Here is a 23,701-nt window from a genome sequence, read left to right as displayed (position 1 = left end):
GTTTCTTCTTCATTCAAATATCCATCTTTCGGGGCGTCAGCCGCAACATGATCCCGGCCTTGCCGCGCACGGTCAGTCGCATCACCGGCTCGGGGCGCGCGCGTCCGGGGAAAAAGTGATAGGCTTGAGTCAGCGCCGACAGGATCAGCGGGCCTTCGATCATCGCGAACCCGGCGCCGGGACAGGCGCGGGCACCGGCTGAAAACGGGATATAGGCGCTGCGGGCGCAGGTCTTGCCGTTTTCCGTGTCCCACCTGCCCGGATCGAAGGCGTCGGGATTGTTCCAAAGCTTTTGATGGCGGTGCAGATGCCAGGGCGACAGCACCAGCTGAGCGCCGCGCGGCGCCTTGCGGTCGCGCAATGTCTCTAGCCGGCGGCATTCACGCACGGTCATCGCGACCGGCGGATAAAGCCGCAGCGCCTCGCGGAAGACGGCGCGGGCGGCAGTCAGGCTTTTGACGCTGGCGAAGTCGGGGGCAAGGTGGGCATCGGCCTCGAGGGCCAGTTTTTCTTGCCAGTCGGGATTTTCGGCAAGCAGATACAGCGCCCATGCCAAAGCTGAGGCGCCGGTTTCATGCCCGGCCAGAAAGAAGGTCGCGACCTCGTCGATCATTTCGCGGTCGTTGAAGATGGCGCCGGTCTGTGGATCGGGCGTGGTCATGATCTTGGTGGCCAGATCGGGCGGGGCGCTGCCATTGGCGATCTCAGAGGCGCGGGCCGCGACCAGCTGGCGGATCAGGCCACGGATGCGGCGGGCGCTGTCGCGGACGCGGCGGGAATGAAAGCGCGCCCATCGGGGCAGGGCCATCAGCCCGCCCAGATTGACCATCGGCTGGGCGTCCTGATGGTCGCGAAAGGCGTCGAAAACCTGCGTCGCGATGGTGTTTTCGATGGGGATGGAGAACAGCGTCCGAAAGATCACGTCGGCGGCGATATGGCTGGTCTGCGGCTCGATGTCGATCTCGCGCCCGTCGGCCAGTGGTGCCAGCCGGGCGGTGCCGGCCTGCGTTGCGTCCCACATGGCGGGAAAGGCCTCGCGCAGGCGGCCGCCCTCGAAGGCGGGGTCGATGATGCGGCGCTGGTGCTGCCATGTCTCGCCATTCGAGATGAAGCTGGAATTGCCCAGAAGCGGTTGCAGCCCGGCCGCCATGCGTGGCGATTTTGGAAAGTCCATCGGCCGCTTGCGCAGGATCATGTCGATCAGCTGCGGGTCGTTGCAGGTAAAGCTGTGGATGAAGAGGCCGCGGAATTCGGCCATCCAGGCGCGGTAAAGCCGGTCGGATTGCGCCGAGAGGATGTCGCGGCGGAAGTCGCGGATGAAGCGCCAGACCGAGCCCTTGCCCTGTCGCGCGGCGGGTTTCGGCGGGATCATGTCGCGGTCCATCTGTTGACGGCGCGCGCGATGCGGCCTGGGGAATGCTGACGCCCGGCGAAACGCTGGCCCAGCGTCAGCGGCCCGGCGGTGATGGCGAAATAGTCGTAATCTCCGGGCCGGTCGAAGGCGCAAAGATACTGGAAATGCAGTCGGAACCAGCGTCCGCGCAGGGCGCGCTGCTTTTCGGGTGAGAGTGTGCGGGTGAAGGCGGCCGACAGGATCAGCGGCTGGTGCTGCCCCTGAGGCGCGACGCCCGAGACCGCGACCGGATCGCAAAGCCCGAACGAGCAGGCATCGCCCGGCGCGGTCACGTCGATCCAGTCGACCTGTGCGCTGGTCGAAAGCGCGCGCAGATCGGCGCGCAGCCGGTTTGCCTGTGGCAGGAACGAGGCCATGGGGACAACATGGCCAAGGGACAGAAAGCCAAGCTGCCGCCCCTCGGGCACGCGTCCGGCGCGGATCAGGTCGGCCAGCACCGAGACGCCCAGATAGGCGCCGGAACTGTGGCCGACGATCAGAACCTCGTCCCAGTCGCCGGCAAGAACTTCGGCGATGCGGTCGGAAAATTGGGCAAGCCGCGTCTCGAGCGCGGGGGGATAGGCGCCCTGGTGCTGAGCGGTAAAGGCATAGTCATGCATCAGGTAATAGGCGAATATCTTGCCATCCAGCCGCCGCCACAGGACCAGCCCGGCCCATGTCACCGCCAGCAGAACGGGCAGGGCGATCCACCAGCCCAGCCCGGTCAGCCAGCCAAGGGCCGCGCCGACGCCCCAGCCCACCGCCACCGCGATCAGGAGTTGCGCCAGCAGCACCGCGACCGGATAAAGCGCTGCGATGACCGGGCCGCGCCGCAGCCGCATCAGTCGCATCAGCGCGCCCGAGCCGATATAGGCCCATGCCGTGCGCGCAAGCTGGCCATAGGTCGCCGGGATCGACTGGCCCATCGAGCCCTGCACGATATCGGCCCAGACCAGCACCTCGATTTCCGATTCCGTCGGGGTGCCGTCGAAATTACCCGAAACGCCCCAGCCAAAGCCCTTGCGGTCGCGGCGCGAGCCGAATTCCAGCCGGTAGCCCGAGATGCGGGCCTGCTCAGCCCCCTCGCGCTTGTAAAGCTCGCGGTAGCGGCGGGGCGGGATCGGGTCGAAACCGGGGATGTAAAGGACGCGGCGGCGAAACGGGCGGGTCATCGGAACTCATTGGCAATGCAGGCGCAGCATAGGCCAAATGCGGCACCGGGCCAAGGGATGGGACTGTCGCGGGCCCGCGCTCAGCGCAGGCCCCAGCGGCTTTCCAGCGTCTCGATGGCGGCGATGCGGGCCTCGGTCTTGGGATGCGAGAGCAGCCATGCGGGCGTGGCGGCGCGGGTGCCCGCCAGCCCCTCGAGCTTGCGAAACAGGCTTTTCTGCGGGCCGGTGCCCAGTCCCGCCTTGACCATTAGCGCGCTGGCAAAGGCGTCGGCCTCGAACTCATCCTGACGCGAGAGGCGGGCGGCGACAGCGGCGGCGGCAAGGTTCGCGATCCAGCCGCCGATCCCGGGCAGGATGCGGCCCAGCGTTCCGGCCAGCACCACGCGGATGACGTTCTGGCCGGCGAAATCGACCATGCGGCGGCGGGTATGGCCATGGGCGACATGGCCCAGCTCATGGGCGATGACGGATGCCAGTTCCGCCTCGGTCACCTCGCCCTTGTCCAGCCGGTCAAGGAAGCCGCGGGTCAAAAAGATGCGCCCATCCGGCGCGGCCAGCCCGTTCACCGGGGCGATTTCATAGACATGGGCGCGGATCGGCGGCAGGTCCATGGCGCGGCCCAGCCGCTCCAGCATCGGCACCAGCCGGGGATGGGTCAGCGGCGAGGATTTCGCATTCAGCTCTGCCCGCATCCGCCAGACCGAAAAGAACCACATGGCGGCGGCGTAAAGCAGAATCAGCAGGATCGGCGTCAGCTTGATCATGGCATCAATATGGGCGCGGAAAGAGCGCTAGCCAAGAAGGCGCATGGCCTGTGTCAGCCCCTCAAGCGTCAGGGGCTGCATGCGGTCGTCAAATATCTCGCGCACCATGGCGATCGAGCGGGTCTGCCCCCAATCGGCGCGGGGCACCGGGTTCAGCCAGACATGGTCGGGCCATGTCTCGCGCAGGCGCTTCAGCCAGACCTCACCCGATTCGGGGTTCCAGTGTTCATTGGCGCCGCCCGGGATCGCGATCTCATAGGGCGACATGGCGGCATCGCCCACGAAGATCACCTTGTAGTCGCGGCCAAAGCGGTGAAGCACATCCCAGGTCGGCAGGGTCTCGGTCCAGCGGCGGCGGTTGTCGCGCCAGAGCGCCTCATAGATGCAGTTGTGGAAATAGAAATGTTCCAGATGCTTGAACTCGGCCCGCGCGGCCGAGAACAGCTCGTCAACCAGCCGCGAATGGTCGTCCATGCTGCCGCCGGCATCCAGAAACAGCAGCACCTTGACGGCATTGTGCCGCTCGGGCCGGGTCTGGACGTCGATATAGCCGTGTTCGGCGCTGGCGCGGATGGTGCCGGGCAGGTCCAGTTCCTCGGCGGCGCCGTGGCGGGCCCATTGCCGCAGGCGTTTCAGCGCCACCTTGATGTTGCGGGTGCCCAGTTCGACCGAATCGTCGAAGTCGCGGAACTCGCGCTTGTCCCAGACCTTGACCGCGCGGCGGTGGCGGCTTTCGTTCTGGCCGATGCGCACGCCCTCGGGGTTGTAGCCGTAAGCGCCAAAGGGCGAGGTGCCGGCGGTGCCGATCCATTTGTTGCCGCCCTGATGACGGCCCTTCTGCTCGGCCAGCCGCTCGCGCAGGCGGCGCATCAGTTCCTCAAAGCTGCCGGGGCCGTGGATGGCGGCGCGTTCCTCGGGCGTCAGGAATTTCTCGGCCAGCTTTTCCAGCCAGTCGCGGGGAATCGCCGTCTCATGGACCAGCGCCTCGACGGGGATCTCGTCGAGGCCGGAAAACGTCTCGGCAAAGGCGCGGTCGAAACGGTCGATATGGGATTCGTTCTTGACCAGCGTGGCGCGCGCGAGGTGATAGAATCCCTCGGGCCGCCAGTCGGTCAGCCCGACCTGAATGCCGGCCAGAAGGTCCAGATATTCCCGCAGGCTGGCCGGCACCCCGTGCCTGCGCAGACTGTCGAGAAAGGGCCGGAACATCAGCCCATCCGGGACAGGATGATGGTCAGGAAAATGCCCAGCACGGCCAGAGCCATGGCATGGGCGGCGGCATATTGCAGCTTGTCGGCCAGCTTGCCGCCCTGTCTGGCGGCGCGAACCCAGCCGATCGCTGCGCCAAGAAAAAGGCAGGCGATCACGATCATGCCCCCGGGCATAGCCCCGACGCGTGCGGCTGTCGAGGGGGACCCTTGAACCCCTGCCGGGGGCGCGCTACGTTTGTTGCAACTTGTAATTCGGAGGGCGTGACATGACGCCCAGGCGTCCTGCGGGTGCGGACGCGTTCTCGAAGAAAACGGTCGAGCCTTTCGTCACCCGCCCGGCCGAGGACGGGCCGCTTTATGCGGCCTTGGATCTTGGCACCAATAGCTGCCGGATGCTGATCGCCCGTCCCCAGGGCAGTCAGTTCCAGGTGGTAGATAGCTTCTCGAAGCCGGTCCAGCTGGGGCATGGCCTTGAAGCATCAGGCAGGCTGTCGCGTCCGTCGATGGCCCGGACCGTGCATGCCTTGCAGGTCTGCCGCCGCAAGCTTGAGGCGCATAAGGTCACGCGCATGCGGCTGGTCGCGACCGAGGCCTGCCGGCGCGCGCGTAACAGCCGCGATTTCCTGCGCATGATCCGGCGCGAGACCGGCTTGCCGGTCGAAATCATCGATGCCGAGGAAGAGGCGCGGCTGGCGGTGATTTCCTGCGCGCCGTTGGTCAGCCAGCGGACCGAGCAATTGCTGGTCGTCGATATCGGCGGCGGCTCGACCGAGCTTGTCTGGATCGATCTTGAGGATGTCGAGCCCAAGGAACGCCCGCGCGCGATCATGCGGCTGGGCGACGGATTCGCCAATCCGCAGCCCGGCGGCGCGCGGGTCGTCGACTGGATCTCGGTGCCGCTGGGGGTCGCCACGCTGCGCGACCAGTTCGAGGATGTCGAGGACGATCAGGGCCGTTTCGCGCTGATGTCCTGGCATTTCGAGGAAATGCTGTCGGATTTCACGCCCTATTCGCTGATGCAGGACATGGACGAGAGCTTTCAGGTGATCGGCACCTCGGGGACGGTGACGACGGTGGCGGCCAGCCATCTGGGCCTGCGCCGCTATGACCGGACCAAGGTGGATGGGCTGACCATGACCTCGGCGCAGATCGACCGGGTCATTCGCGACTATCTGGCGCTGGGGCCGGACGGGCGGCGCGCCGATCCGCGCATCGGGCGGGAACGCCACGCGCTGATCATGTCGGGGGCGGCGATCCTGCAGACCTTGATGCGGGTCTGGCCGACGCGGCGGCTGTCGGTCGCGGATCGCGGTCTGCGCGAGGGGCTGCTATATGCGCAGATGGTCAAGGATGGGGTGCTGGCCCCGGACGGCATGAACGGGGTGGCATGAGATGAGCGAAGGCAAGAAACCGGGCGCGGGGCGGGGCAGCTCTGGCCGCGGCCAGCGCGATTTGCGGGTGCGGGTGAAATCGGCCAAGGGGCGCAAGCTGTCCAGCACGCTCTGGCTGGAGCGGCAGTTGAACGACCCCTATGTCGCGCGCGCCAGGCGCGAGGGCTATCGCGGCCGCGCCGCCTTCAAGATCCTGGAACTGGACGACAAGTATCGTTTCCTCGTGCCGGGGGCGCGGGTGGTCGATCTGGGCTGCGCGCCGGGGGGCTGGTGTCAGGTGGCGGTGGCGCGCGTGAACGCTCTGGGCGAAAAGTCGGGCAAGAAGGTCGGGCGCGTGCTGGGCGTCGATCTGCAAGAGGTCGATCCCATCGCCGGGGCCGAGATCCATCGGCTGGATTTCCTGGCCGATGGCGCCGACGATCAGGTCAAGGCCTGGCTGGGCGGGCGCGCCGATGTGGTGATGTCGGACATGGCGGCCGCGTCATCGGGCCACAAGGGCACGGACCATCTGCGCATCGTGGCGCTGGTCGAGGCGGCGGCGCAATTCGCCTTTGACGTGCTGGAGCCGGGCGGCACCTTTGTCGCCAAGGTTCTGGCCGGCGGCGCCGAGACCGAGATGCAGGCCATGCTCAAGCGCAATTTCCGCAAGGTGGCGAATGTGAAGCCGCCAGCCAGCCGGTCGGATTCCTCGGAAAAATTCGTCGTGGCGCAAGGGTTTCGCGGTGCGGGCGATGATGCGGCAGATGACGCGGATAGCGATGATGCCGGTGATGACGGTTTCGGGGGCGAGGGCTGACGGCGATCCCTCTGGACAGCCTGTCGCGTCTGAACCGGTTTTGACTGCCTGCCGGACAGCCCTTGGGTGATCTTCGCGACCGCCGGGGCAAGCTCAAAGCGCCTGAACGGGTCGGGACGGCCGCCGGCCTCAACCGGTCTTCATCCCAGTGAATTGCCTTGCATCATCTTGCCGCGCCCACAGGTGGCCTTGCGTCAACTGAACTGGCCGCCCAGTTCATTGCCTGATTCACCACGCATGATTTCGCGATAGGTTTCGGGCGTGCGGCCGGTCGCGGCGGCAAAGCTGCGCATGAAATGGCCAAGCCCCGCATAGCCCAGATCCTGCGCAATCTCGGCGATGGGGCGTGCGGTGTTGCGCAGCGCCTCGGCCGCGTGTTGCAGGCGCAGGTCGTAAAGCAACTCCAGCGCGCTGCGGCCCCGGCTTTGCTGGCAGGCGCGTTCCAGATGCGCCTGCGAATGGCCAAGTTTGCGCGCCATCTCGGCAATGGTCTGGCTTTGTGCCAGCTCGGCCCGGGCAAGGTCCAGAAAACGTTCGGTCAGCGGCCGGGCCTCGGCGATTCCACTTTGGACGGCATCCCTTTGGCCGGCGCGCGCGTCCAGCCGCGACAAGGCTACGGCGATCAGCCCCAGCTGACAGGCGGTGGCGGTTTCGCCAGCGCTGCTGCGCGGCTGCGCGGCGCCAAGCGCCAGCATCGCCGGCTCGATCAGCGGCTGGTCATCGGCGGCGGGTGCGCCCCAGCAAAAGCCCGAAGGCAGCGCCAGCGGCAGACCGCGGGCATGGGTCGGTGCGATCAGCAGGGCGCGGCCCTGGACCTGCAGCCCCGGTTGCAGTGCAAAGGCGGTGCCGGCCGGGATGAAGGCCACGCGTCCCATGGTAAGCAGGTGTTGATGGCGGGGGAATTCGATCTGCAACACGCCGCGGCTGAGCAGGATCAGCACGTGATCGCCCCGCACGCGCGGCGCGGGCGGCATGTTCCGGCCCCGGACCGCACCGCCCCAGTGAAAGCCCGAAAGCGGGATCAGCCGCAGCCCGTCCCCCGGTGCAAAGGGCGGTACCGCGATCGAAGCCCGCGCCAGAGCCGCCGGCGGCATTGCCACATGCGGCGCCAGCAGGGCGATCCCGTCCGCCAGGCCCGGACCGTCCTCTGCCTCATCCTCGGAGCGTTCATCCTCTGGCAGCCCGGCCAGGCGCGCGGCAGCGGCCAGGCGCGGATCAAGGACCGAAGGCTCCAGGATCGTCGCCGCCGTCACCGCCGCTGCGATCAATCGCAGCTGGTCCGCATCGGCGGGTGAGGTGGCCGGAAAATTCACGGCGCGGACGGATTCATTCATCGCGGGCGGCTTTCGACAGGGGCATGAGGCGAATCGTTAAGTGTCACGGCAGTTCACGAAAGGGTTATACTACTTCCGGTTGAAATAAAGTTAATATGTCGCCGTGCCCTGTCGGATACCCCTTATTTTTTCGCCTCTGTCCAAATCCAGCCACGCATTCGTCCGCGAAAGAAGCTGCGCTGCGCCTTGGCATATTGACGGCTGGCGATAATCGCCTGTTCGACGGCTTCGTCAAGGGGCATATCGCCTTGAAGAAAGGCGACAAGTTCCGGCGCGCCGATGGCCTTGGCCCATAGCGCGGCCGGATCCCATCCGGGCAGCATGGCCCGCACCTCATCCAGCGCGCCCAGATCCATCATCTGGTGAAAGCGCCGCGCAATGCGCTCGGCCAGCCAGTCCCGTTCCGATTGCAGGACCAGAAGATGCGCAGATTCGGGTGCAATCAGAGGGGGCGGGGTCTCGGCCTGCCAGGCAAGGATGCCGCGACCGGTCGCCTGCAGCACCTCCCATGCGCGCTGGACGCGGACGGGGTTTCGCAGATCGATGCGGGCGCGGGTCGGCGCGTCCAGTTGCGCGACCATCAGCGCCAGCCCCTCGGCCGAGGCGCGCAGACTGTCGGCCCGGGCGCGGATGTCCGGCGGCGTGGGGGGAATCACCGCCAGCCCCTGGGTCAGCGCGTTCAGGTAAAGCCCGGTCCCGCCGACGACGATCAGCCGCCCCGTCAGCGCGGACACCTCGGTCAGCCATTCGCCGACCGAATAGGCCCGGCCCGGCGTGACATGACCGTAAAGCGCATGGGGCGCGCGTGCCTCGTCCTCGGGCGCGGGGCGGGCGGTCAGGACGCGCCAGCAGGACCAGACCTGCAGCGCGTCGGCATTGACCACGGTGCCGCCCTGGGTCTCGGCGATCTCCAGCGCCAGGGCGGATTTGCCGCTGGCGGTGGGGCCGGCGATCACCACGTGGCGGTCCGGGGCGATCTGGTTCAGGATCGGGTGACGCTGGGTCATTTTGTCTGGCGAAGGCGGCGGTTGAACATGGGGGCTGTTTGCGACATTTTGCGCGGCAATGAAACAGCGGCGAAAAGGTGTCCCCCATGTCCGAAAGTGCAACCAAAACCCCCGGATCCTATTCCCGCGTGATGCTGAAGATCTCGGGCGAGGCGCTGATGGGCGATCAGGGCTATGGCCTGCATCCGCCGACCGTCGCCCGCATCGCGCAAGAGGTCAAATCCGTCCATGACATGGGCATCGAGATCTGCATGGTCATCGGCGGCGGCAATATCTTTCGCGGCCTTCAGGGCAGCGCGCAGGGGATGGAGCGCGCGACCGCCGACTATATGGGCATGCTCGCCACGGTGATGAATGCGCTGGCCATGCAGGCGGCGCTGGAAGCGCTGAACATCCACACCCGCGTCATCAGCGCCATCCGCATGGACGAGGTGGCCGAGCCCTATATCCGCCGCCGAGCCGTCCGCCACCTCGAGAAAAAGCGCGTCATCATTTTCGCCGCCGGCACCGGCAACCCCTATTTCACCACCGACACCGCCGCCACCCTGCGCGCCAACGAGATGAATTGCGAGGCGATCTTCAAGGGCACCAAGGTCGATGGCGTCTATGACAAGGACCCGGCCAAACACGCCGACGCCAAGCGCTATGAGAACGTCACCTATGACGAGGTGCTGCAAAAGCATCTGGGGGTCATGGACGCCTCGGCCATTGCGCTGGCACGCGACAACGACCTGCCGATCATCGTCTTCTCGCTGGACGAGCCGGGCGGTTTCCGCGGAATTCTGTCGGGCAGCGGAACATATACGCGCGTGCATGGTTAATTAGCCCGTATAGGCTTTGCCATGTGCGCATGGCTCGGCTACAAGCGCGGAAACCAAACAGACAGAGGCCATGATCGAGCATGACCGACGAGATCGAGATCGACACCGACGACCTGGAGCGCCGCATGAAGGGCGCCATGGATGCGCTGCGCCATGAATTCGCCTCGCTGCGCACGGGGCGTGCCTCGGCCAGCATGGTCGAACCGATCATGGTCGATGCCTATGGCTCGCCCACGCCGATCAACCAGATCGGCACCGTGAACGTGCCCGAACCCCGGATGGTGACGATCAACATCTGGGACAAGGGGCTGGTCAGCCGGGCCGAAAAGGCGATCCGCGATTCGGGGCTGGGCATCAACCCGCAGCTCAACGGCACCATCATCATGCTGCCGATCCCCGAGCTGAACGAGGAGCGCCGCCGCGAACTGACCCGCGTTGCCGCCCAATATGCCGAACATGCCCGCGTTGCCGTCCGTAACGTGCGCCGCGACGGCATGGACCAGATCAAGAAGGCCAAGTCCTCGGGCATGTCCGAGGATGACCAGAAGTTCTGGGAAAGCGCGGTGCAGGAGCTGACCGACAAGATGATCGCCTCGGTAGACAAGGCGCTTGAGGCCAAGCAGGCCGAGATCATGCAGGTCTAGGCGCATGGCAGAAATCGCCGCCAGCCTCGCAAAGCCCGAAGGGCAGGGCCAGCGCCCCAGCCATGTCGCCATCATCATGGATGGCAATGGCCGCTGGGCCAAGAACCGGGGCTGGCCGCGACTTGTCGGCCATCGCCGTGGCGCCGAGCGCGTCAAGGAACTGGTCCGCGCCTGCCCCGATCTGGGGGTGAACTGGCTGACGGTCTATGCCTTCTCGACCGAGAACTGGAAGCGCTCGACCGAGGAAGTCCTTGGCCTGATGGGCATTTTCGCCCGCTACATCGAGCGCGAGGCCGATGGCATGTCGGCCGAAGGGGTGCGGATGCGCTTCATCGGCGGGCGCGAGCGGCTTAGCGAAAAGCTGCAGCGCCTGATGGCCGGGATCGAGGCCCGCACCGTCGGCAACAGCCGGCTGAACCTGACCGTCGCCATCAATTACGGCGGCCGCGACGAACTGCTGCGCGCGTCGAAACGCCTGGCCATGCGCATTGCCCGTGGCGAGATCACCACCCCGACCGAGGCCGATCTGAGCGATTGCCTGGACACCGCCGGCCATCCCGACCCGGATCTGGTGATCCGCACCTCGGGCGAGACGCGGACCTCGAATTTCCTGCCCTGGCAGGCCGCCTATTCCGAATATGAATTCACCCCCACGCTCTGGCCCGATTTCACGCCCGCGCATCTGGCCGAGATTCTCGACCGTTTCGGTCTGCGCGACCGGCGCTTCGGGGGCGCATGACCGGGCCGGAACAGCCGCCGGGCCGCCTGCGCGGGGCCATTCGCCAGGGCAACTGGAACGATCTTGGCCGCCGGATCCTGTCCGGGGTCGTGCTGGCGGTGCTGGGCGTGCTGCTGCTGGTCTCCTCGGGGCTGTGGCTGCGTTTCGGGATTTCCGCGGTGGTCGGGCTGATGATGTGGGAACTGGCGCGGCTGACCGGCTGGCGCCATCCCGAATTCCACAGCCCGCGCCATCCCGTGCTGATCGGCATTCTGTCGGCTCTGGTGATGCTGGCCATGCTGGTGCTGCCGGGCGACTGGCCCATGGCGCTGGCGCTGGTGCCGGTGATCGCGGGCTGGCACGGCACGCATGAGCATGAGCGCCCGGCCTATCTGCTGTTCACCCTGGCGATTCTGGGCGCGGGCTATGCGCTGGTCGTCATCCGCGAAGTGGCGGGGATGCCGACGCTGTTCTGGATCGTCGGCACCATCGTCTTGTCGGACGTGCTGGGCTATTTCGTCGGCCGCAAGCTGGGCGGGCCGCGATTCTGGCCCTCGATCAGCCCGAAAAAGACCTGGAGCGGCACTATCGGCGGCTGGGCCGGCGCGCTGGCTCTGGCGCTGATCCTGTGGATTTCGGGCTGGGCAAGCTGGGGCGTGATCCTGGCCGGGCCGCTTCTGGCGCTGGCCGGGCAGTTCGGCGATATCGCCGAAAGCTGGCTCAAGCGCCGGGTCGGGGTCAAGGACAGTTCGGACCTGATCCCCGGCCATGGCGGGGTCATGGACCGTTTCGACGCGATGGCGGGGGCACTGTTGATGGCGCTGGCCCTGCTGATCGCCAATCTTTTGCCGATAATCGGAGGCTAGCCGATGCGCAGCGTTTCCGTGCTGGGCGCGACCGGTTCGGTCGGTGAAAGCGCATTCGATCTGCTGATGCGCGCGGGCGGTCCGGCAGGCTACCGCACCATCGCGCTGACCGGCGGCGCAAATGTCGCGCGCCTGGCCGAGATGGCCCGCGCGCTGCGCGCCGAAATCGCCGTCACCGCATGGCCTGACAAGCTGGAAGATCTGCGCGCGGCGCTGGCCGGCACCGGGATCGAGGCCGCGGCCGGCCCAGCCGCCATTACCGAGGCCGCTGCCCGTCCCGCCGACTGGACGCTGTCGGCCATTGTCGGCGCGGCGGGCCTACCGCCGGGCCTCGCGGTGCTGCGCCGGGGTGGCATACTGGCACTGGCCAACAAGGAAACGCTGGTCGCCGCCGGGCCGCTGGTCATGGCTACGGCCCGCGCCCATGGCGCCACGATCCTGCCGGTCGACTCTGAGCATTCCGCTATTTTTCAAGCGCTGCAGGGTGAAAATCTCGATTCCGTCGAATATGTGACCATCACGGCTTCGGGCGGGGCGTTCCGCGACTGGCCGCTGGAACGGCTGGCCCAGGCCAGTGTGGCCGAGGCCTCGTGTCATCCGAACTGGGCCATGGGTCAGCGCATCACCATCGACAGCGCCAGCATGTTCAACAAGGCGCTGGAAGTCATCGAGGCGCATGAATTCTTTGGCCTTGAGAATGATCGTCTGCGGGTGCTGGTACATCCGCAATCCATCATCCACGCCATGGTCAGCCATCGCGACGGCGGCAGTATCGCGCATCTGGGCGCGCCGGACATGCGCCATGCCATCGGCTATGCGCTGAACTGGCCCCGGCGCGCGGCGCTGCCGGTTGCGCCGCTGGATCTGGCCGCGCTTGGCAGCCTGACTTTCGCGGAACCCGACGAGGCACGCTGGCCTGCCCTGCGTCTTGCGCGCGAGGTGATCGCGGCGGGTGGCGCGGCGGGTGCGGTGCTGAACGCGGCCAAGGAACAGGCGCTGGATGATTTCATCGCCGGCCACATCCGTTTCACCGAGATGGCACCTGCGGTCGAACAGGCATTGGAGCGCGCCAGCGCCCAGCCCGGCTTTGCCCAAAGCCCGGCCGATCTGGACGAGGTTCTGCGTTGGGACGGCTTTGCCCGTCGTGCCGCCGCATGGCAGGGAGCATCGGCATGAGCGCGCTGATCGATGGGTTTGGCGGGTTTCTGTGGGCGGCCGCGTCCTTTGTGGTGGCGCTGTCGATCATCGTCGCCGTGCATGAATATGGCCATTACATCGTCGGCCGCTGGTCGGGGATCAGGGCCGAGGTGTTCTCGCTGGGTTTTGGCCCGCGGCTGATTTCGCGCCGTGACCGGCGCGGCACGCTGTGGCAGGTCGCGGCGATTCCCCTGGGCGGCTATGTGCGCTTTCTGGGCGACAGCAATGCCGCCAGCGCCGGCTCGGGTCAGGCGGTCGATGCCGATCAGGCGCGGGCGAGCCTTGCTGGTGCGCCGCTTTGGGCGCGTTTCGCCACGGTCGCGGCGGGGCCGGTCTTCAATTTCATCCTGTCGATCCTGGTCTTTGCCGGCATGGCGATCTGGCAGGGCATGCCGGTCGATCAGGTACAGGTGGGACGCCTGCACGTGACGCCTCCGGGCGTGGTGATGGGGCTGGAAACCGGCGACCAGATCGTCGCGCTGGACGGCCAGCCCGTCGCCAGCTGGGCCGATCTGGGCCGCATCGCCGGCAAGCTTGCACCGCGCGAAAGCCATGACTGGACGGTGATCCGCGACGGGACCCCGATGACGGTCGCCGGTCCCGACCCGATTCCGCCGCTGATTACCGGCATCGGGCCGCGCAGCCCGGCGGCGGCGGCCGGTCTGCAACCCGGCGATGTGATCCTGGCCATCGATGGCAAGCCCGTCTCGCGCTTTGACGAACTGCGCGGCGTGGTTGCTGCCGCCGAAGGGCGCCCGGTCCTGCTGTCGGTCTGGCGCGAGGGCGCGGGCACGGCGGATTATACCTTGGCCGCCCGCGAACAGGACCTGCCCACCGAGACCGGCTATGAGAAACGCTGGCTGATCGGCGTCACCGGCGGCGGCACCTATTTCGAGCCCGCGACCCGCGCCACCGGCCCGGTCGAGGCTTTGCAGACCGGCGTTCAGCGCACCTGGGATATTATCGCATCCTCGGTGTCGGGGCTTTGGGCGATGATCACCGGCCAGATCGGCAGCTGCAATCTGGGCGGGGCGATCTCGATTGCCGAGACCACGGCGCAGGCGGCCTCGGCGGGGGGGCAGAACTTCATCTGGTGGATCGCGGTCCTGTCGGCGGCCATCGGCTTTCTGAACCTGCTGCCGGTTCCGGTTCTGGATGGCGGGCATCTGATGTTCTACCTCTATGAGGCGATCACGCGGCGCCCGCCCTCGCCACGGGTGGTGGATATCCTGTCGGCACTGGGCATGGCGGCGGTGCTTTCACTGATGATATTTGGGCTCACCAACGACATTTTCTGTCCCTGACAGGGTGTTGCCTTTTGACAGTCCTGCCCGCTTCGGGCTATCCATCTGGACAAATCGGGCAGGAAAAAACCGCCCGGCTCAACGAATGACGCGCGAGGGGCGGCGATGACGGACAGGAAACTTGGCAAGGGCGCGCTGGCGCTGATCTCGGCGCTGGCCGTGGCGGCCCCGGTCGGCATGATTGCGACGCCCGCCTCGGCCTATGTGTTCAGCAATGTGAAGATCGAGGGCAATCGGCGGATCGAGCCGCAGACCATCCTGTCCTATCTGGACCTGCCGCGCGGTCAGGATGTCTCGGCGGGCGATCTTAACGACGCCATGCAGCGGCTACAGAATTCCGGCCTTTTCGAGACGGTCGAGCTGGTGCCCACGGGCGGCACGCTGGTGGTCAAGATCGCCGAATACCCGACCATCAACGCGATCAGCTTTGAAGGCAACAAGCGCCTCAAGGACGAGAACCTGGCCGAGATCGTCAAGTCGAAGTCGCGCCGCGTCTATTCGCCCGCCCAGGCCGAGGCCGATGCCGCCGCGATCAGCCAGGTCTATGCCGCGCAGGGCCGGCTGGCCGCCCGCGTCGATCCCTCGATCATCCGCCGCAGCGACAACCGCGTCGATCTGGTCTTCGAGGTCTTCGAGGGTGACGTCACCGAGATCGAGCGCATCGGCTTTGTCGGCAACCGCGCCTTCTCGGACAAGAAGCTGCGCAACGTCCTGGAAACCAAGCAGGCCGGCATCCTGCGCACCTTCATCAAGCGCGACACCTTCGCGCCCGAGCGCCTGCCGGTCGATGAAAAGCTGCTGACCGATTTCTACCGCTCGCGCGGTTACGCCGATTTCAAGGTGCAGGCGGTGGCGCCGGAAGTGGCGCGCGAACGCGACGCCTTCTACATCACCTTCCAGATCCAGGAAGGGCCGCGCTACAGCTTTGGCAATGTCGACACGATCAGCGAGATCCCCGGCGTTGATGCCGCCGAATTCGCCGCCCAGAACCGGGTGAAAAAGGGCGAGATCTACAACCCCACCATCATCGACACCACCATCCGCCGGATGGAGGCGCTGGCGCTGCGCAAGGGGCTGAATTTCGTCAATATCGAGCCGCGCATCACCCGCAACGAGCGCAACCAGACGCTGGACCTGACCTTTGCCCTGACCCGCGGCCAGCGCGTCTTTGTCGAGCGCATCGACATCGAGGGCAACACGACCACGCTGGACGAGGTGATCCGCCGCCAGTTCACCACCGTCGAAGGCGACCCCTTCAACCCGCGCGAGATCCGCAACTCGGCCGAGCGGCTGCGCGCGCTGGGATATTTCTCGGATGTGCAGGCGGAAAGCCGTCAGGGCTCCTCGCCCGAGCGCGTCATCGTCGACGTCAACGTCGAGGAACAGCCGACCGGCAGCCTGTCCTTTGGCGCCAGCTACGGCGTGGCAACCGGCGTCGGCTTCAACGTCTCGCTGTCGGAAAAGAACTTCCTGGGCCGCGGCCAGGAGGTGGACGTGTCCTTCGCCACCGGCTCGGGCACGCAATCCTCGGGCCTGACCTTCGTCGAGCCGTATTTCCTTGGCCGCGACCTTCGGGCCAAGCTGCAGCTCTGGTACAACACCACCGACCGGCTGAACTCGGACTACAACACCCGCGCCGTCGGCTTCCTGACCTCGCTAGAATTTCCGGTCTCGGAAAACGGCCGGCTGGAAATGCGCTACAAGCTCAGCAAGGACACGCTGTTCGACGTGGACGCGATCGGTATCGATCCCGATGACGGGGACGAGATCGGCTCCTCGCCGATTCTCTACAATGAGCAGGGCGGCTATTTCACCTCGGCCCTGGGCTATACCTATACCTATGACAGCAGCATCACCGGGCTGGATCCGCTGACCAGCTACCGGCTGCGCTTTGGCCAGGATTTCGCCGGTCTGGGCGGCGACGTGAAGTCGATCACCACCACCATTTATGGCGGCGTGCAAAGCAATGCCTGGCGCGAGAACGTGACCATGCTGGCCGAGTTCGAGGCCGGCGCCGTCCATATGCTGAACGACGACAACAGCCGGCTGCTGGACCGCTTTACCGGCAATAGCAAGATCCGCGGCTTCGAGCCGAACGGCTATGGCCCGCGCGACCTTGCCGCCCCGAACGAGGACATGCTGGGCGGCAACTATTTCTGGGCCCTGCGCACCGAGGTGCAGTTCCCGCTGGGCCTGCCCGAGGAATATGGCATCACCGGCGGCCTGTTCGCGGATGCCGGCTCGGTCTGGGGGCTGGACAATACCACCGGCGCCTTTGGCGAAGAGGTCGATGACGGCATGAAGATCCGTGCCGCGATCGGCGCCTCGCTGTTCTGGACCACGCCGATCGGCCCCTTGCGCTTCAACTTCTCGCATGCCGTGAAGAAAGAGGATTACGACGACGAGCAGAACTTCGACCTGACCATCTCGACCAAGTTCTGATGCAAGCTCGGGCGGCAGTTCTGACAGCGGCGCTGGCGGTGTTCCTGACCGCCGCGCCGGCGCTTCAGGCGCAGGATGCCGGCACGCCGATGACGGTCGACATGTCCGGGCAGCCGGACCGGAATGCGCGGGCGATACAGCCGATGGTCGTCGATGCGCCGGCTTCACCCGCCGCGAATGGCATGCTGCCGGTGATCACGCTGGATCAGGACGCGCTGTATCTGAACTCGAAATGGGGGCAGCGCGTTCAGGCCGATCTCGAGCGGCAGGGTCGCGACATCGCCGCCGAAAATGACCGGCTGGAAAAGCAGTTCGCCGATGAAGAGCGCGAACTGACCCAGCTGCGCGCCACCCTGCCGCCCGACGAGTTCCGCAAGCGCGCCGATGCGTTCGACACCCGCGTGGTCGAGGTCCGGCGCGAGAGGGCCAATGCCGCCCGCGAATGGCAGACCCGTGCCAATGAAGAGCGCAGTGCCTTTTTCCGTGCCGCCCTGCCGATCCTTGCGGCGATGATGCGCGAGCGCGGCGCGGTGGCGGTCCTTGACCGGAACTCGGTCTTTGTCGCGGCCGAAAGCATCGATGTGACCGAGGCGCTGATCCAGCGGCTGGACAGCGAGATCGGGGGCGGTCCGGTGCTGCCTCCTGCCGGGCAGGAAGCTGCCCCGCCGGTCCCGGAGACTGTACCGGAAATCGCGCCCGAAACCGTCCCGACGCCACAGGGCGGAAACTAGGCGGCGATCAGGCGCCTTGACCGAGGCGCCGGTCCAGATCGCCGATGCGCTGCGTCAGCAGATCGAAAAACCCCGTGGCATCGACATCGCGGATGAAGGTCGCGTTCGCCTCGCGTCCGGTCACGCGCCACCAGTCGGCGACGGTCATGCCCAGGGTGAGTTTGCCCTCGGTCTCGATCTCGACATTGATGTGGCGGCCGGAAAACAGCTCGGGTTTCAGCAGCCAGGCGATGGTGCAGGGATCGTGCAGCGGCGCGCCATTGCTGCCATATTTCTCGCGGTCGTAGCGTTCGAAGAAATCGGTCCAGCTGGCCACGGCCTGACCGATGCGGCCCATCGCGGCCATGCCATCGACCCAGGCGCGGCTGGTCAGCGCCTTGTGGGTCACGTCGAGCGGCATCACGACCAGCGGCACACCGCTGGCAAAGACCAGCTTGGCGGCCTCGGGATCGACATAGATGTTGAACTCGGCCGCAGGGGTGATGTTGCCGACCTCGAAATAGGCGCCGCCCATCAGCACGATTTCCTGCACGCGCTCGATGATGTCGGGGGCGCGCTGGAAGGCCGTGGCGATATTGGTCAAGGGCCCGATCGGCACCAGCGTGACCGTGCCCGGCGCTTCGCGACGCAGGGTCTCGATCAGGAAATCGACGGCATGGCCGGGGGTGGCCTGAATGGCGGGATCGGGCAGGGTGATGCCGTCAAGGCCGGTCTTGCCATGGACATGCTCGGCCGTGACCAGCTTGCGAGAGATCGGCGCATCGCAGCCCGCATAGACCGGCAGATCGGGCCGCCCGGCCAGTTCGCACAGCGTCAGCGCATTCCTGACCGTGTGGTGCAGCGGCACATTGCCAGCCACGATGCTGAGGCCCAGCACCTCAAGTTCGGGGCTGGCCAGCGCCAGCAGGATCGCCACCGCGTCGTCCTGACCGGGATCGGTATCGATGATGATCTTGCGCGCCATGGTCATGCCTCTTGTGCTGGGTATGCCGACAGGGAAGCGGTTGCCGGCCTGTGATGCAAGCCTAGTTTCGGGCCGGTTCCAGATGGGTGATGCCGGTCGCGGCCGCCCGCGCCAGCGCCGGGTCCAGCGACATGCCGACATATTCACCGCGCCGCCACAGCTCGGCCATATTGTCGTAATGGCGCGACAGCGGATGGCCCGATTGTCCGGTCGAGATGACAAAGACCGAGCTGTCAGGGTCGGCAAGGTCATAGACGCCGCGATAGGTCGCGCCCTTGACGTTCAGCCACGGATTGCGCCCCGCGCCCAGAAAACCCGCCCGCGCCACGGTCGATTCCCCGCCCGAGGTCGGCTGCAACAGGTTCACGATGTAAGAGATCACCCGCATGTCCCCCAGTGCCGGATGCACATGGCGGGCGCGGTGCAGATCGCCCCAGCGCCAGCTGGCCAGATCCGGGCCAAAGCGACCTGAAAGATCCAGCAATGCCGCGTCCAGCGCCTGCCGGGCGATCTGGGTGCAGGTCTCGACCGGGGCGGATTGGCGGCTGTCGCACCAGATTCCGGCGCCCCCGGCATTGCGGAAGACCCGCTCGATGAAGCCGGGATAGAGCTCGGTCAGCTCATCGGCCAGGGGCCCCAGATCGTCGCGCACCAGCCGGTCCTGCAGCGCCCGCATCCAGGCGGCATAGATCAGCGGCTCGGGCAGGTGCTCGTTCATGGCGCCGTCCCAATTGGCCATCAGCGCCAGCGCGTCCTGACGCAGCCGCTCGGGCGTGCCAAGGGCAGCGGGCTCGTCGGTGAACCACAGATCGGCGCCGACCAGAGGCAGCAGGGCGCGGGCGACGGGGCTGACGATATCGTTCTGCGCGGCGATGAAGCTGTCGCGCGAATGCACCTCACGACTGTCGATCAGATAGCGCAGGCGATCCTGACGATAGCGGTCGCCCCGGTCATGACCCAGCGTGGCATCCGGCCCGGACCCGGCGCCGGTGGTGGCGACGATGCCGCTTTCGGGGGCCAGATCGCTAAGGGCGGCAGGCGCGGGCGCAAGGCCCTGCCAGGTGTTTTGCGCCGCCCAGCCCGGCACCGGCATGCGCCCGGCGCTTTGATGGCCGGGGGCGCGTTGCGGCAGCGCGCCGGCCAGCACCTGACCCACGCCCTTGCCATCGGCCAGCGTCACCATCAGCGCGGGGGCGACCATGTCGGCCATCGCCTGCGCGGCCTCTTGCCGGCTCTGGGCCCGCATCAGCCCGATCAGGGCGCTCATGCTGCGATCCTCGCCGCGCCCGCCGGTCCAGGACAGTGCCGCGACATGACCCGCAGGCAGGATCGCGCCAAGCCCCAGATGTCCGCCCGGAATGACCGGCCCGTTCGCGGTTTCGCGCAGGGTGATGGTCTGGGGGTCAGTGCCGCGGATATGCAGGGTCTCGCGCCGGGTGGTGAATTCGGTCCAGCCATTGGCGCCGCGATAGCGGTTCGGCTCTCCGGGCTGGACCTCTTCGATATACAGGTCCTGATCGTCGATCTGGGCCGGGGTGATGCCCCAGGCCAGGCTGGTATTGCGGCCTGAAAGCACCGCCGGAATGCCCGGAATGGTGCCGCCGATGACCCCGCCCGAGGCCAGCTCGATCCGCGCGAGATACCACAGCCCCGGCGCAGTCAGCGCGAATTGCGGGTCATTGGCCAGCAACGCCCCCGCAGCGGCCGTCCGCCCCGTCGCCGCCGCAAAGCCATTGGCCGAGGCCCCTGCCGAGGGCGCAAGATAACCCGCCAGCGTCGAGGTCCAGTCCGGCGCGCCCGCCCGCCGCTCGGGCGCGGCCAGACGCGCGCCCGGAAACTGCGCGGCATATTCGGGCATTGGAGCCTCGCCCGGCATGGCGACCAGATCCTGACCGCGCTGGGGATCGGCCATGGAAAGCCGCGCGCGCAGGATCTCGCGCCGCATCTGCACGGTCGACGAGGCCGCCAGCAGCTTCAGGATCGCCAGCGAATCCGCCGGCTCCCAATAGGAAATCTCGTCGGGATAGAGGAAGAACTCCGGCGCCCCCCGGCCGCGCGCGCCAAGGTTCACCTGTTCGATCCAGGCGTTCACCCCTTCGGCATAGGCGGAAAGCGCCTCAAGCACCTCGGGGCGCTGCGCCTCAAGCGAGGCGCGGGCATTGCGGTAAAGGCCCAGCCGGCGTGCCAGATCGTCGGCGGGCAGGGCGCCCGGGCCATAGATCTCGGCCAGCCGGCCCTGCGCCGCGCGGCGCAGCACAGTCATCTGGAACAGCCGGTCCTGCGCATGGGCCAGCCCCAGCGCAAAGAACACGTCGCGGTCGCTTGCGCCGAAGATATGCGGCACGTCCTCGGTGGTGCGGATGATCTCGACCGGGGCGGTGATGCCGGTGACCTGATAGGTGTCATCGTAATCCGGCAATGAGCGGATCGCGAAGTACCAGGCCAGGACAACCAGCGCGACCGTCAGCACGATCAGCCCGACCGTCAGGCGCACAAGCCAGCGGAAAAATGTCACCATGAATTAAGGCGCGGTCCCGATGCTTGGGCGCAGAGGCGGTTGACCCCTGCGGCAGGTGGTGGAATTCATGCGGGTGATAGGACAGGGCGCGGGCGGGATCAACGCGCCTTTCAACGGATGGGAGAGATTGTGATGGCGCGCGTGGCATTTCTGGGACTTGGGGTGATGGGTTTCCCGATGGCGGGCCATCTGGCCGCTGCCGGACACGAGGTCACGGTCTGGAACCGCAGCCCCGCCAAGGCCGCGGCCTGGGCAGAAAAGCACAAGGGCCGCACCGCCGCCACCGCCCGCGAGGCGGCCCGGGGCGCCGAGTTGGTGATGGCCTGCGTCGGCAATGACGACGATCTGCGGCAGGTCTGTCTGGGCGAGGAGGGTGCCTTTGCCGGCATGGCGCCGGGCGCGGTCTTTGTCGATCACACCACCGTCTCGGCGGCGGTGACGCGGGAACTTGGCGGAATCGCCGCCGGGGTGGGGCTTGGCTTTGTCGATGCGCCGGTCTCGGGCGGGCAGGCGGGGGCCGAGAATGGCCAGCTGTCTCTGATGTGCGGGGGCTCGCCCGAAGATTACGCTCGGGCCGAGCCGGTGATTGCGGCTTATGCCAAGATCTGCCGGCTGATGGGGGCTTCGGGTGCCGGGCAGCTGACCAAGATGTGCAACCAGATCGCCATTGCCGGTCTTGTGCAGGGTCTGTCGGAATCGCTGCATTTCGCCGAGAAGGCCGGGCTTTCCATCCCCGAGGTGGTCGAGGTGATCAGCCAGGGCGCCGCCGGCAGCTGGCAGATGCAGAATCGCTACAAGACCATGGCCGAGAACCGCTTTGATTTCGGCTTTGCGGTGGACTGGATGCGCAAGGATCTGGGCATCTGCCTTTCCACCGCCGATGAAACCGGCGCCAGCCTGCCGGTCACTGCGCTGGTCGATCAGTTCTACAAGGATGTGCAGCAGATGGGCGGCGGGCGCTGGGACACCTCGTCGCTGATCGCGCGCCTGCGCAAATGAGGCGGCTTGCCAAGCGGGCCGCGCTCGGGCTATCAGCCGGGGCGGGGGCGGTTAGCTCAGTTGGTAGAGCGTCTCGTTTACACCGAGCGTGTTTGTCTGGAAGTGCCTAGTAAATAAAAGAAAAAATTTGGCTTGTTCCCAACTCTGCAAGCCGTGTTCCCAAATGGGGCGGTAGCTCAGCGGTAGAGCGACACGTTTACACCGTGTTGGTCGGGGGTTCGATCCCCTCCCGCCCCACCAAATTCATGCGCCGTCCGACTCACTGATCCATGCAGGTGTGCTGCCGATTTGCGGGATCAGCAGCAGGGTTTCGGCGTTCATGTGCTCGACCTCGGCGCGGCGGGCATAGTGCTTGGCCATTTTTTCCGACAAGTGGCCGAGCATGGATTTAACACGTTGGATGCCGCCAAAAACTTCCGGATTGCGCGCGACAGCATTAGCAATCTGCGTCGCGTTGGTGTGGCGCAGGCCGTGAAATGTTGGTGCAAAAGCGCCGTCCTCATATCCGTCTTTCCGCGCAGGTCGAAGATTGAGCCGGATCAGTTCGGTGCGCCATGACGCGCCGAATCCGCTGCTCGTCCACGGCTGACCCCGCGAATTTGTCAGCAGCGGGCGACGCGGATCGACAACACCGGCCTTGCGGCGCGCGGTGTGCTCGATGTCGAGGATCGACAGAACGACCGGGTGCAGGGGGATCGGGACAGCGGTGCCCGTCTTGCCTTGCTGAAGATACCAAGTGCTGCCGTCGATGCTGCTATCGCTGATCCGGCACGGCCATTACCGCATCATCATCGGCGACACGATCCGCAAAGGCATGGCGCTGGCCGAGGACATGCTGCCCGGCTTCAAACTCGGCAAGCAGTCGCTGCATATCGTGCCGGTCACGAAAGGCTCCAAGCGCGGCGGTATCGGCAAGATCATCGCCGGGATTGCGCTGATCGGCCTTTCGCTCGCGACCGGCGGCGGTGCCCTGATGAGCACCACACTGTTCGGCAGCACGACCGTTGGCGCTGCCGTTGGTCAGGTTGGTTTGGGGCTGGCGCTGACCGGCGTGGCCTCGCTGCTGGCACCGGAACAGGAAGCGCCCGACGATACGAGGTCTTTCACCATGACCGGCCCCCAGATCACCACCCGAGAGGGCGGCATCGTGCCTATTGCCTATGGCGAGGTCTGGACCGGCGGCACGATGATCAATGGTTCGCTCTATCTCAAACGCAGCGATGCCTAAGCCGCCGCGCCTGTGTTCCTGCGGGGCCATTGTGCCGCATGGTGTGCTGTGCGCCTGTCAGGTGCAGCGCCAGCTTGAACGCAAGCGCCGCCATGACCAGAAGCGCCCTAGGCTCCAGACTCATTGATCTTCACAGCCAGAACATGACTGTTGCGGCGAGGGCGACGGCGGATAGGAAGGTCTTGGCGGATCTGTCATAGC

Annotated in this window: 21 protein-coding genes, 1 tRNA gene and 1 pseudogene; 13 read left to right on the top strand and 10 right to left on the bottom strand. The window is 66.4% G+C overall.

The genetic code is table 11. The features are described from left to right. Positions 1–13 precede the first annotated feature (13 nt). The 5 genes from DFP89_RS13550 to DFP89_RS20335 form a co-directional block, all read right to left on the bottom strand. Positions 14–1,372, bottom strand: coding sequence for a cytochrome P450 (locus tag DFP89_RS13550; protein ID WP_114349987.1), 1,359 nt, complete (start codon positions 1,370–1,372; stop codon positions 14–16). Then, the gene (locus tag DFP89_RS13545; protein WP_114349931.1) at positions 1,369–2,565 is read right to left on the bottom strand and encodes a hypothetical protein; all 1,197 of its coding nucleotides are present in this window, start codon (positions 2,563–2,565) and stop codon (positions 1,369–1,371) included. The genes DFP89_RS13550 and DFP89_RS13545 overlap by 4 nt, the downstream gene beginning before the upstream one ends. Positions 2,566–2,645: 80 nt before the next feature. Continuing rightward, entirely contained in the window at positions 2,646–3,329 is a 684-nt protein-coding gene (locus tag DFP89_RS13540; protein WP_114349930.1) for a M48 family metallopeptidase, read from the bottom strand. 27 nt (positions 3,330–3,356) lie between these two features. Continuing rightward, positions 3,357–4,538 (bottom strand): vWA domain-containing protein, encoded by a 1,182-nt coding sequence (locus tag DFP89_RS13535; RefSeq protein WP_114349929.1) that lies wholly within the window; start codon positions 4,536–4,538, stop codon positions 3,357–3,359. Continuing rightward, entirely contained in the window at positions 4,538–4,696 is a 159-nt protein-coding gene (locus DFP89_RS20335) for a hypothetical protein (RefSeq protein ID WP_181870342.1), read from the bottom strand. The genes DFP89_RS13535 and DFP89_RS20335 overlap by 1 nt, the downstream gene beginning before the upstream one ends. 110 nt (positions 4,697–4,806) lie before the next feature. Between DFP89_RS20335 and DFP89_RS13530 the strand changes: the two genes are divergently transcribed. Both DFP89_RS13530 and DFP89_RS13525 read left to right on the top strand, forming a co-directional pair. After that, positions 4,807–5,931, top strand: coding sequence for a Ppx/GppA phosphatase family protein (locus DFP89_RS13530; protein ID WP_114349928.1), 1,125 nt, complete (start codon positions 4,807–4,809; stop codon positions 5,929–5,931). A gap of 1 nt (position 5,932) precedes the next feature. Then, on the top strand, positions 5,933–6,727 hold the full coding sequence (locus DFP89_RS13525; RefSeq protein ID WP_114349927.1) for an RlmE family RNA methyltransferase: 795 nt from the start codon (positions 5,933–5,935) through the stop codon (positions 6,725–6,727). A gap of 194 nt (positions 6,728–6,921) precedes the next feature. Here the strand turns inward: DFP89_RS13525 and DFP89_RS13520 are convergent, their stop codons facing one another. Both DFP89_RS13520 and miaA read right to left on the bottom strand, forming a co-directional pair. Further along, positions 6,922–8,061 (bottom strand): helix-turn-helix transcriptional regulator, encoded by a 1,140-nt coding sequence (locus tag DFP89_RS13520; RefSeq protein WP_114349926.1) that lies wholly within the window; start codon positions 8,059–8,061, stop codon positions 6,922–6,924. 122 nt (positions 8,062–8,183) lie between these two features. Further along, positions 8,184–9,068, bottom strand: coding sequence for a tRNA (adenosine(37)-N6)-dimethylallyltransferase MiaA (gene miaA, locus DFP89_RS13515; RefSeq protein ID WP_114349925.1), 885 nt, complete (start codon positions 9,066–9,068; stop codon positions 8,184–8,186). A gap of 86 nt (positions 9,069–9,154) precedes the next feature. Between miaA and pyrH the strand changes: the two genes are divergently transcribed. The 8 genes from pyrH (at position 9,155) to DFP89_RS13475 (ending at position 17,791) form a co-directional block, all read left to right on the top strand. Next, positions 9,155–9,889, top strand: coding sequence for a UMP kinase (gene pyrH / locus DFP89_RS13510; RefSeq protein WP_114349924.1), 735 nt, complete (start codon positions 9,155–9,157; stop codon positions 9,887–9,889). Between the two features lie 80 nt (positions 9,890–9,969). Next, entirely contained in the window at positions 9,970–10,533 is a 564-nt protein-coding gene (frr, locus tag DFP89_RS13505; protein ID WP_114349923.1) for a ribosome recycling factor, read from the top strand. 4 nt (positions 10,534–10,537) lie between these two features. Next, positions 10,538–11,272 carry a polyprenyl diphosphate synthase gene (uppS, locus tag DFP89_RS13500; RefSeq protein WP_114349922.1) on the top strand — a complete coding sequence of 245 codons (735 nt, stop codon included), beginning with the start codon at positions 10,538–10,540 and terminating at the stop codon, positions 11,270–11,272. After that, positions 11,269–12,117 (top strand): phosphatidate cytidylyltransferase, encoded by an 849-nt coding sequence (locus DFP89_RS13495; RefSeq protein ID WP_114349921.1) that lies wholly within the window; start codon positions 11,269–11,271, stop codon positions 12,115–12,117. Before uppS ends, DFP89_RS13495 begins: the two co-directional genes overlap by 4 nt. Positions 12,118–12,120: 3 nt before the next feature. Further along, the gene (dxr, locus tag DFP89_RS13490) at positions 12,121–13,293 is read left to right on the top strand and encodes a 1-deoxy-D-xylulose-5-phosphate reductoisomerase (protein WP_114349920.1); all 1,173 of its coding nucleotides are present in this window, start codon (positions 12,121–12,123) and stop codon (positions 13,291–13,293) included. Further along, entirely contained in the window at positions 13,290–14,618 is a 1,329-nt protein-coding gene (gene rseP / locus DFP89_RS13485; RefSeq protein WP_114349919.1) for an RIP metalloprotease RseP, read from the top strand. The genes dxr and rseP overlap by 4 nt, the downstream gene beginning before the upstream one ends. 105 nt (positions 14,619–14,723) lie before the next feature. Next, positions 14,724–17,060, top strand: a complete 2,337-nt coding sequence (gene bamA, locus DFP89_RS13480) for an outer membrane protein assembly factor BamA (protein WP_114349918.1) — start codon at positions 14,724–14,726, stop codon at positions 17,058–17,060. After that, positions 17,060–17,791 carry an OmpH/Skp family outer membrane protein gene (locus DFP89_RS13475; RefSeq protein ID WP_245948743.1) on the top strand — a complete coding sequence of 244 codons (732 nt, stop codon included), beginning with the start codon at positions 17,060–17,062 and terminating at the stop codon, positions 17,789–17,791. Before bamA ends, DFP89_RS13475 begins: the two co-directional genes overlap by 1 nt. A gap of 7 nt (positions 17,792–17,798) precedes the next feature. Here DFP89_RS13475 and DFP89_RS13470 read toward each other — a convergent pair whose 3' ends face one another. Continuing rightward, positions 17,799–18,761 carry a nucleoside hydrolase gene (locus tag DFP89_RS13470; protein WP_181870340.1) on the bottom strand — a complete coding sequence of 321 codons (963 nt, stop codon included), beginning with the start codon at positions 18,759–18,761 and terminating at the stop codon, positions 17,799–17,801. A gap of 55 nt (positions 18,762–18,816) precedes the next feature. Continuing rightward, positions 18,817–21,273, bottom strand: a complete 2,457-nt coding sequence (locus DFP89_RS13465; RefSeq protein ID WP_114349917.1) for a penicillin acylase family protein — start codon at positions 21,271–21,273, stop codon at positions 18,817–18,819. A gap of 117 nt (positions 21,274–21,390) precedes the next feature. On the opposite strand from DFP89_RS13465, the gene DFP89_RS13460 reads away from it, so the two are divergent. Beyond that, positions 21,391–22,272 (top strand): NAD(P)-dependent oxidoreductase, encoded by an 882-nt coding sequence (locus tag DFP89_RS13460; protein WP_114349916.1) that lies wholly within the window; start codon positions 21,391–21,393, stop codon positions 22,270–22,272. A 165-nt stretch (positions 22,273–22,437) separates the two neighbouring features. Then, positions 22,438–22,512 (top strand) — tRNA-Val (locus tag DFP89_RS13455). Between the two features lie 153 nt (positions 22,513–22,665). Here DFP89_RS13455 and DFP89_RS21180 read toward each other — a convergent pair. After that, a pseudogene (locus tag DFP89_RS21180) lies at positions 22,666–23,022 on the bottom strand (hypothetical protein); the annotation flags it as partial. Between DFP89_RS21180 and DFP89_RS13445 the strand changes: the two are divergent. Then, positions 23,021–23,500: a tail assembly protein gene (locus tag DFP89_RS13445; protein WP_114349914.1), complete on the top strand. Its 480-nt coding sequence runs from the start codon at positions 23,021–23,023 to the stop codon at positions 23,498–23,500. The pseudogene DFP89_RS21180 and the gene DFP89_RS13445 sit on opposite strands and share 2 nt — an antisense overlap. Positions 23,501–23,701: the final 201 nt, after the last annotated feature.

It is taken from the genome of Paracoccus lutimaris, assembly GCF_003337565.1.
Lineage (GTDB): Bacteria > Pseudomonadota > Alphaproteobacteria > Rhodobacterales > Rhodobacteraceae > Paracoccus > Paracoccus lutimaris.
Note: the sequence above shows the minus strand (reverse complement) of the source record. Positions and strands in the feature narration are given on the sequence as shown.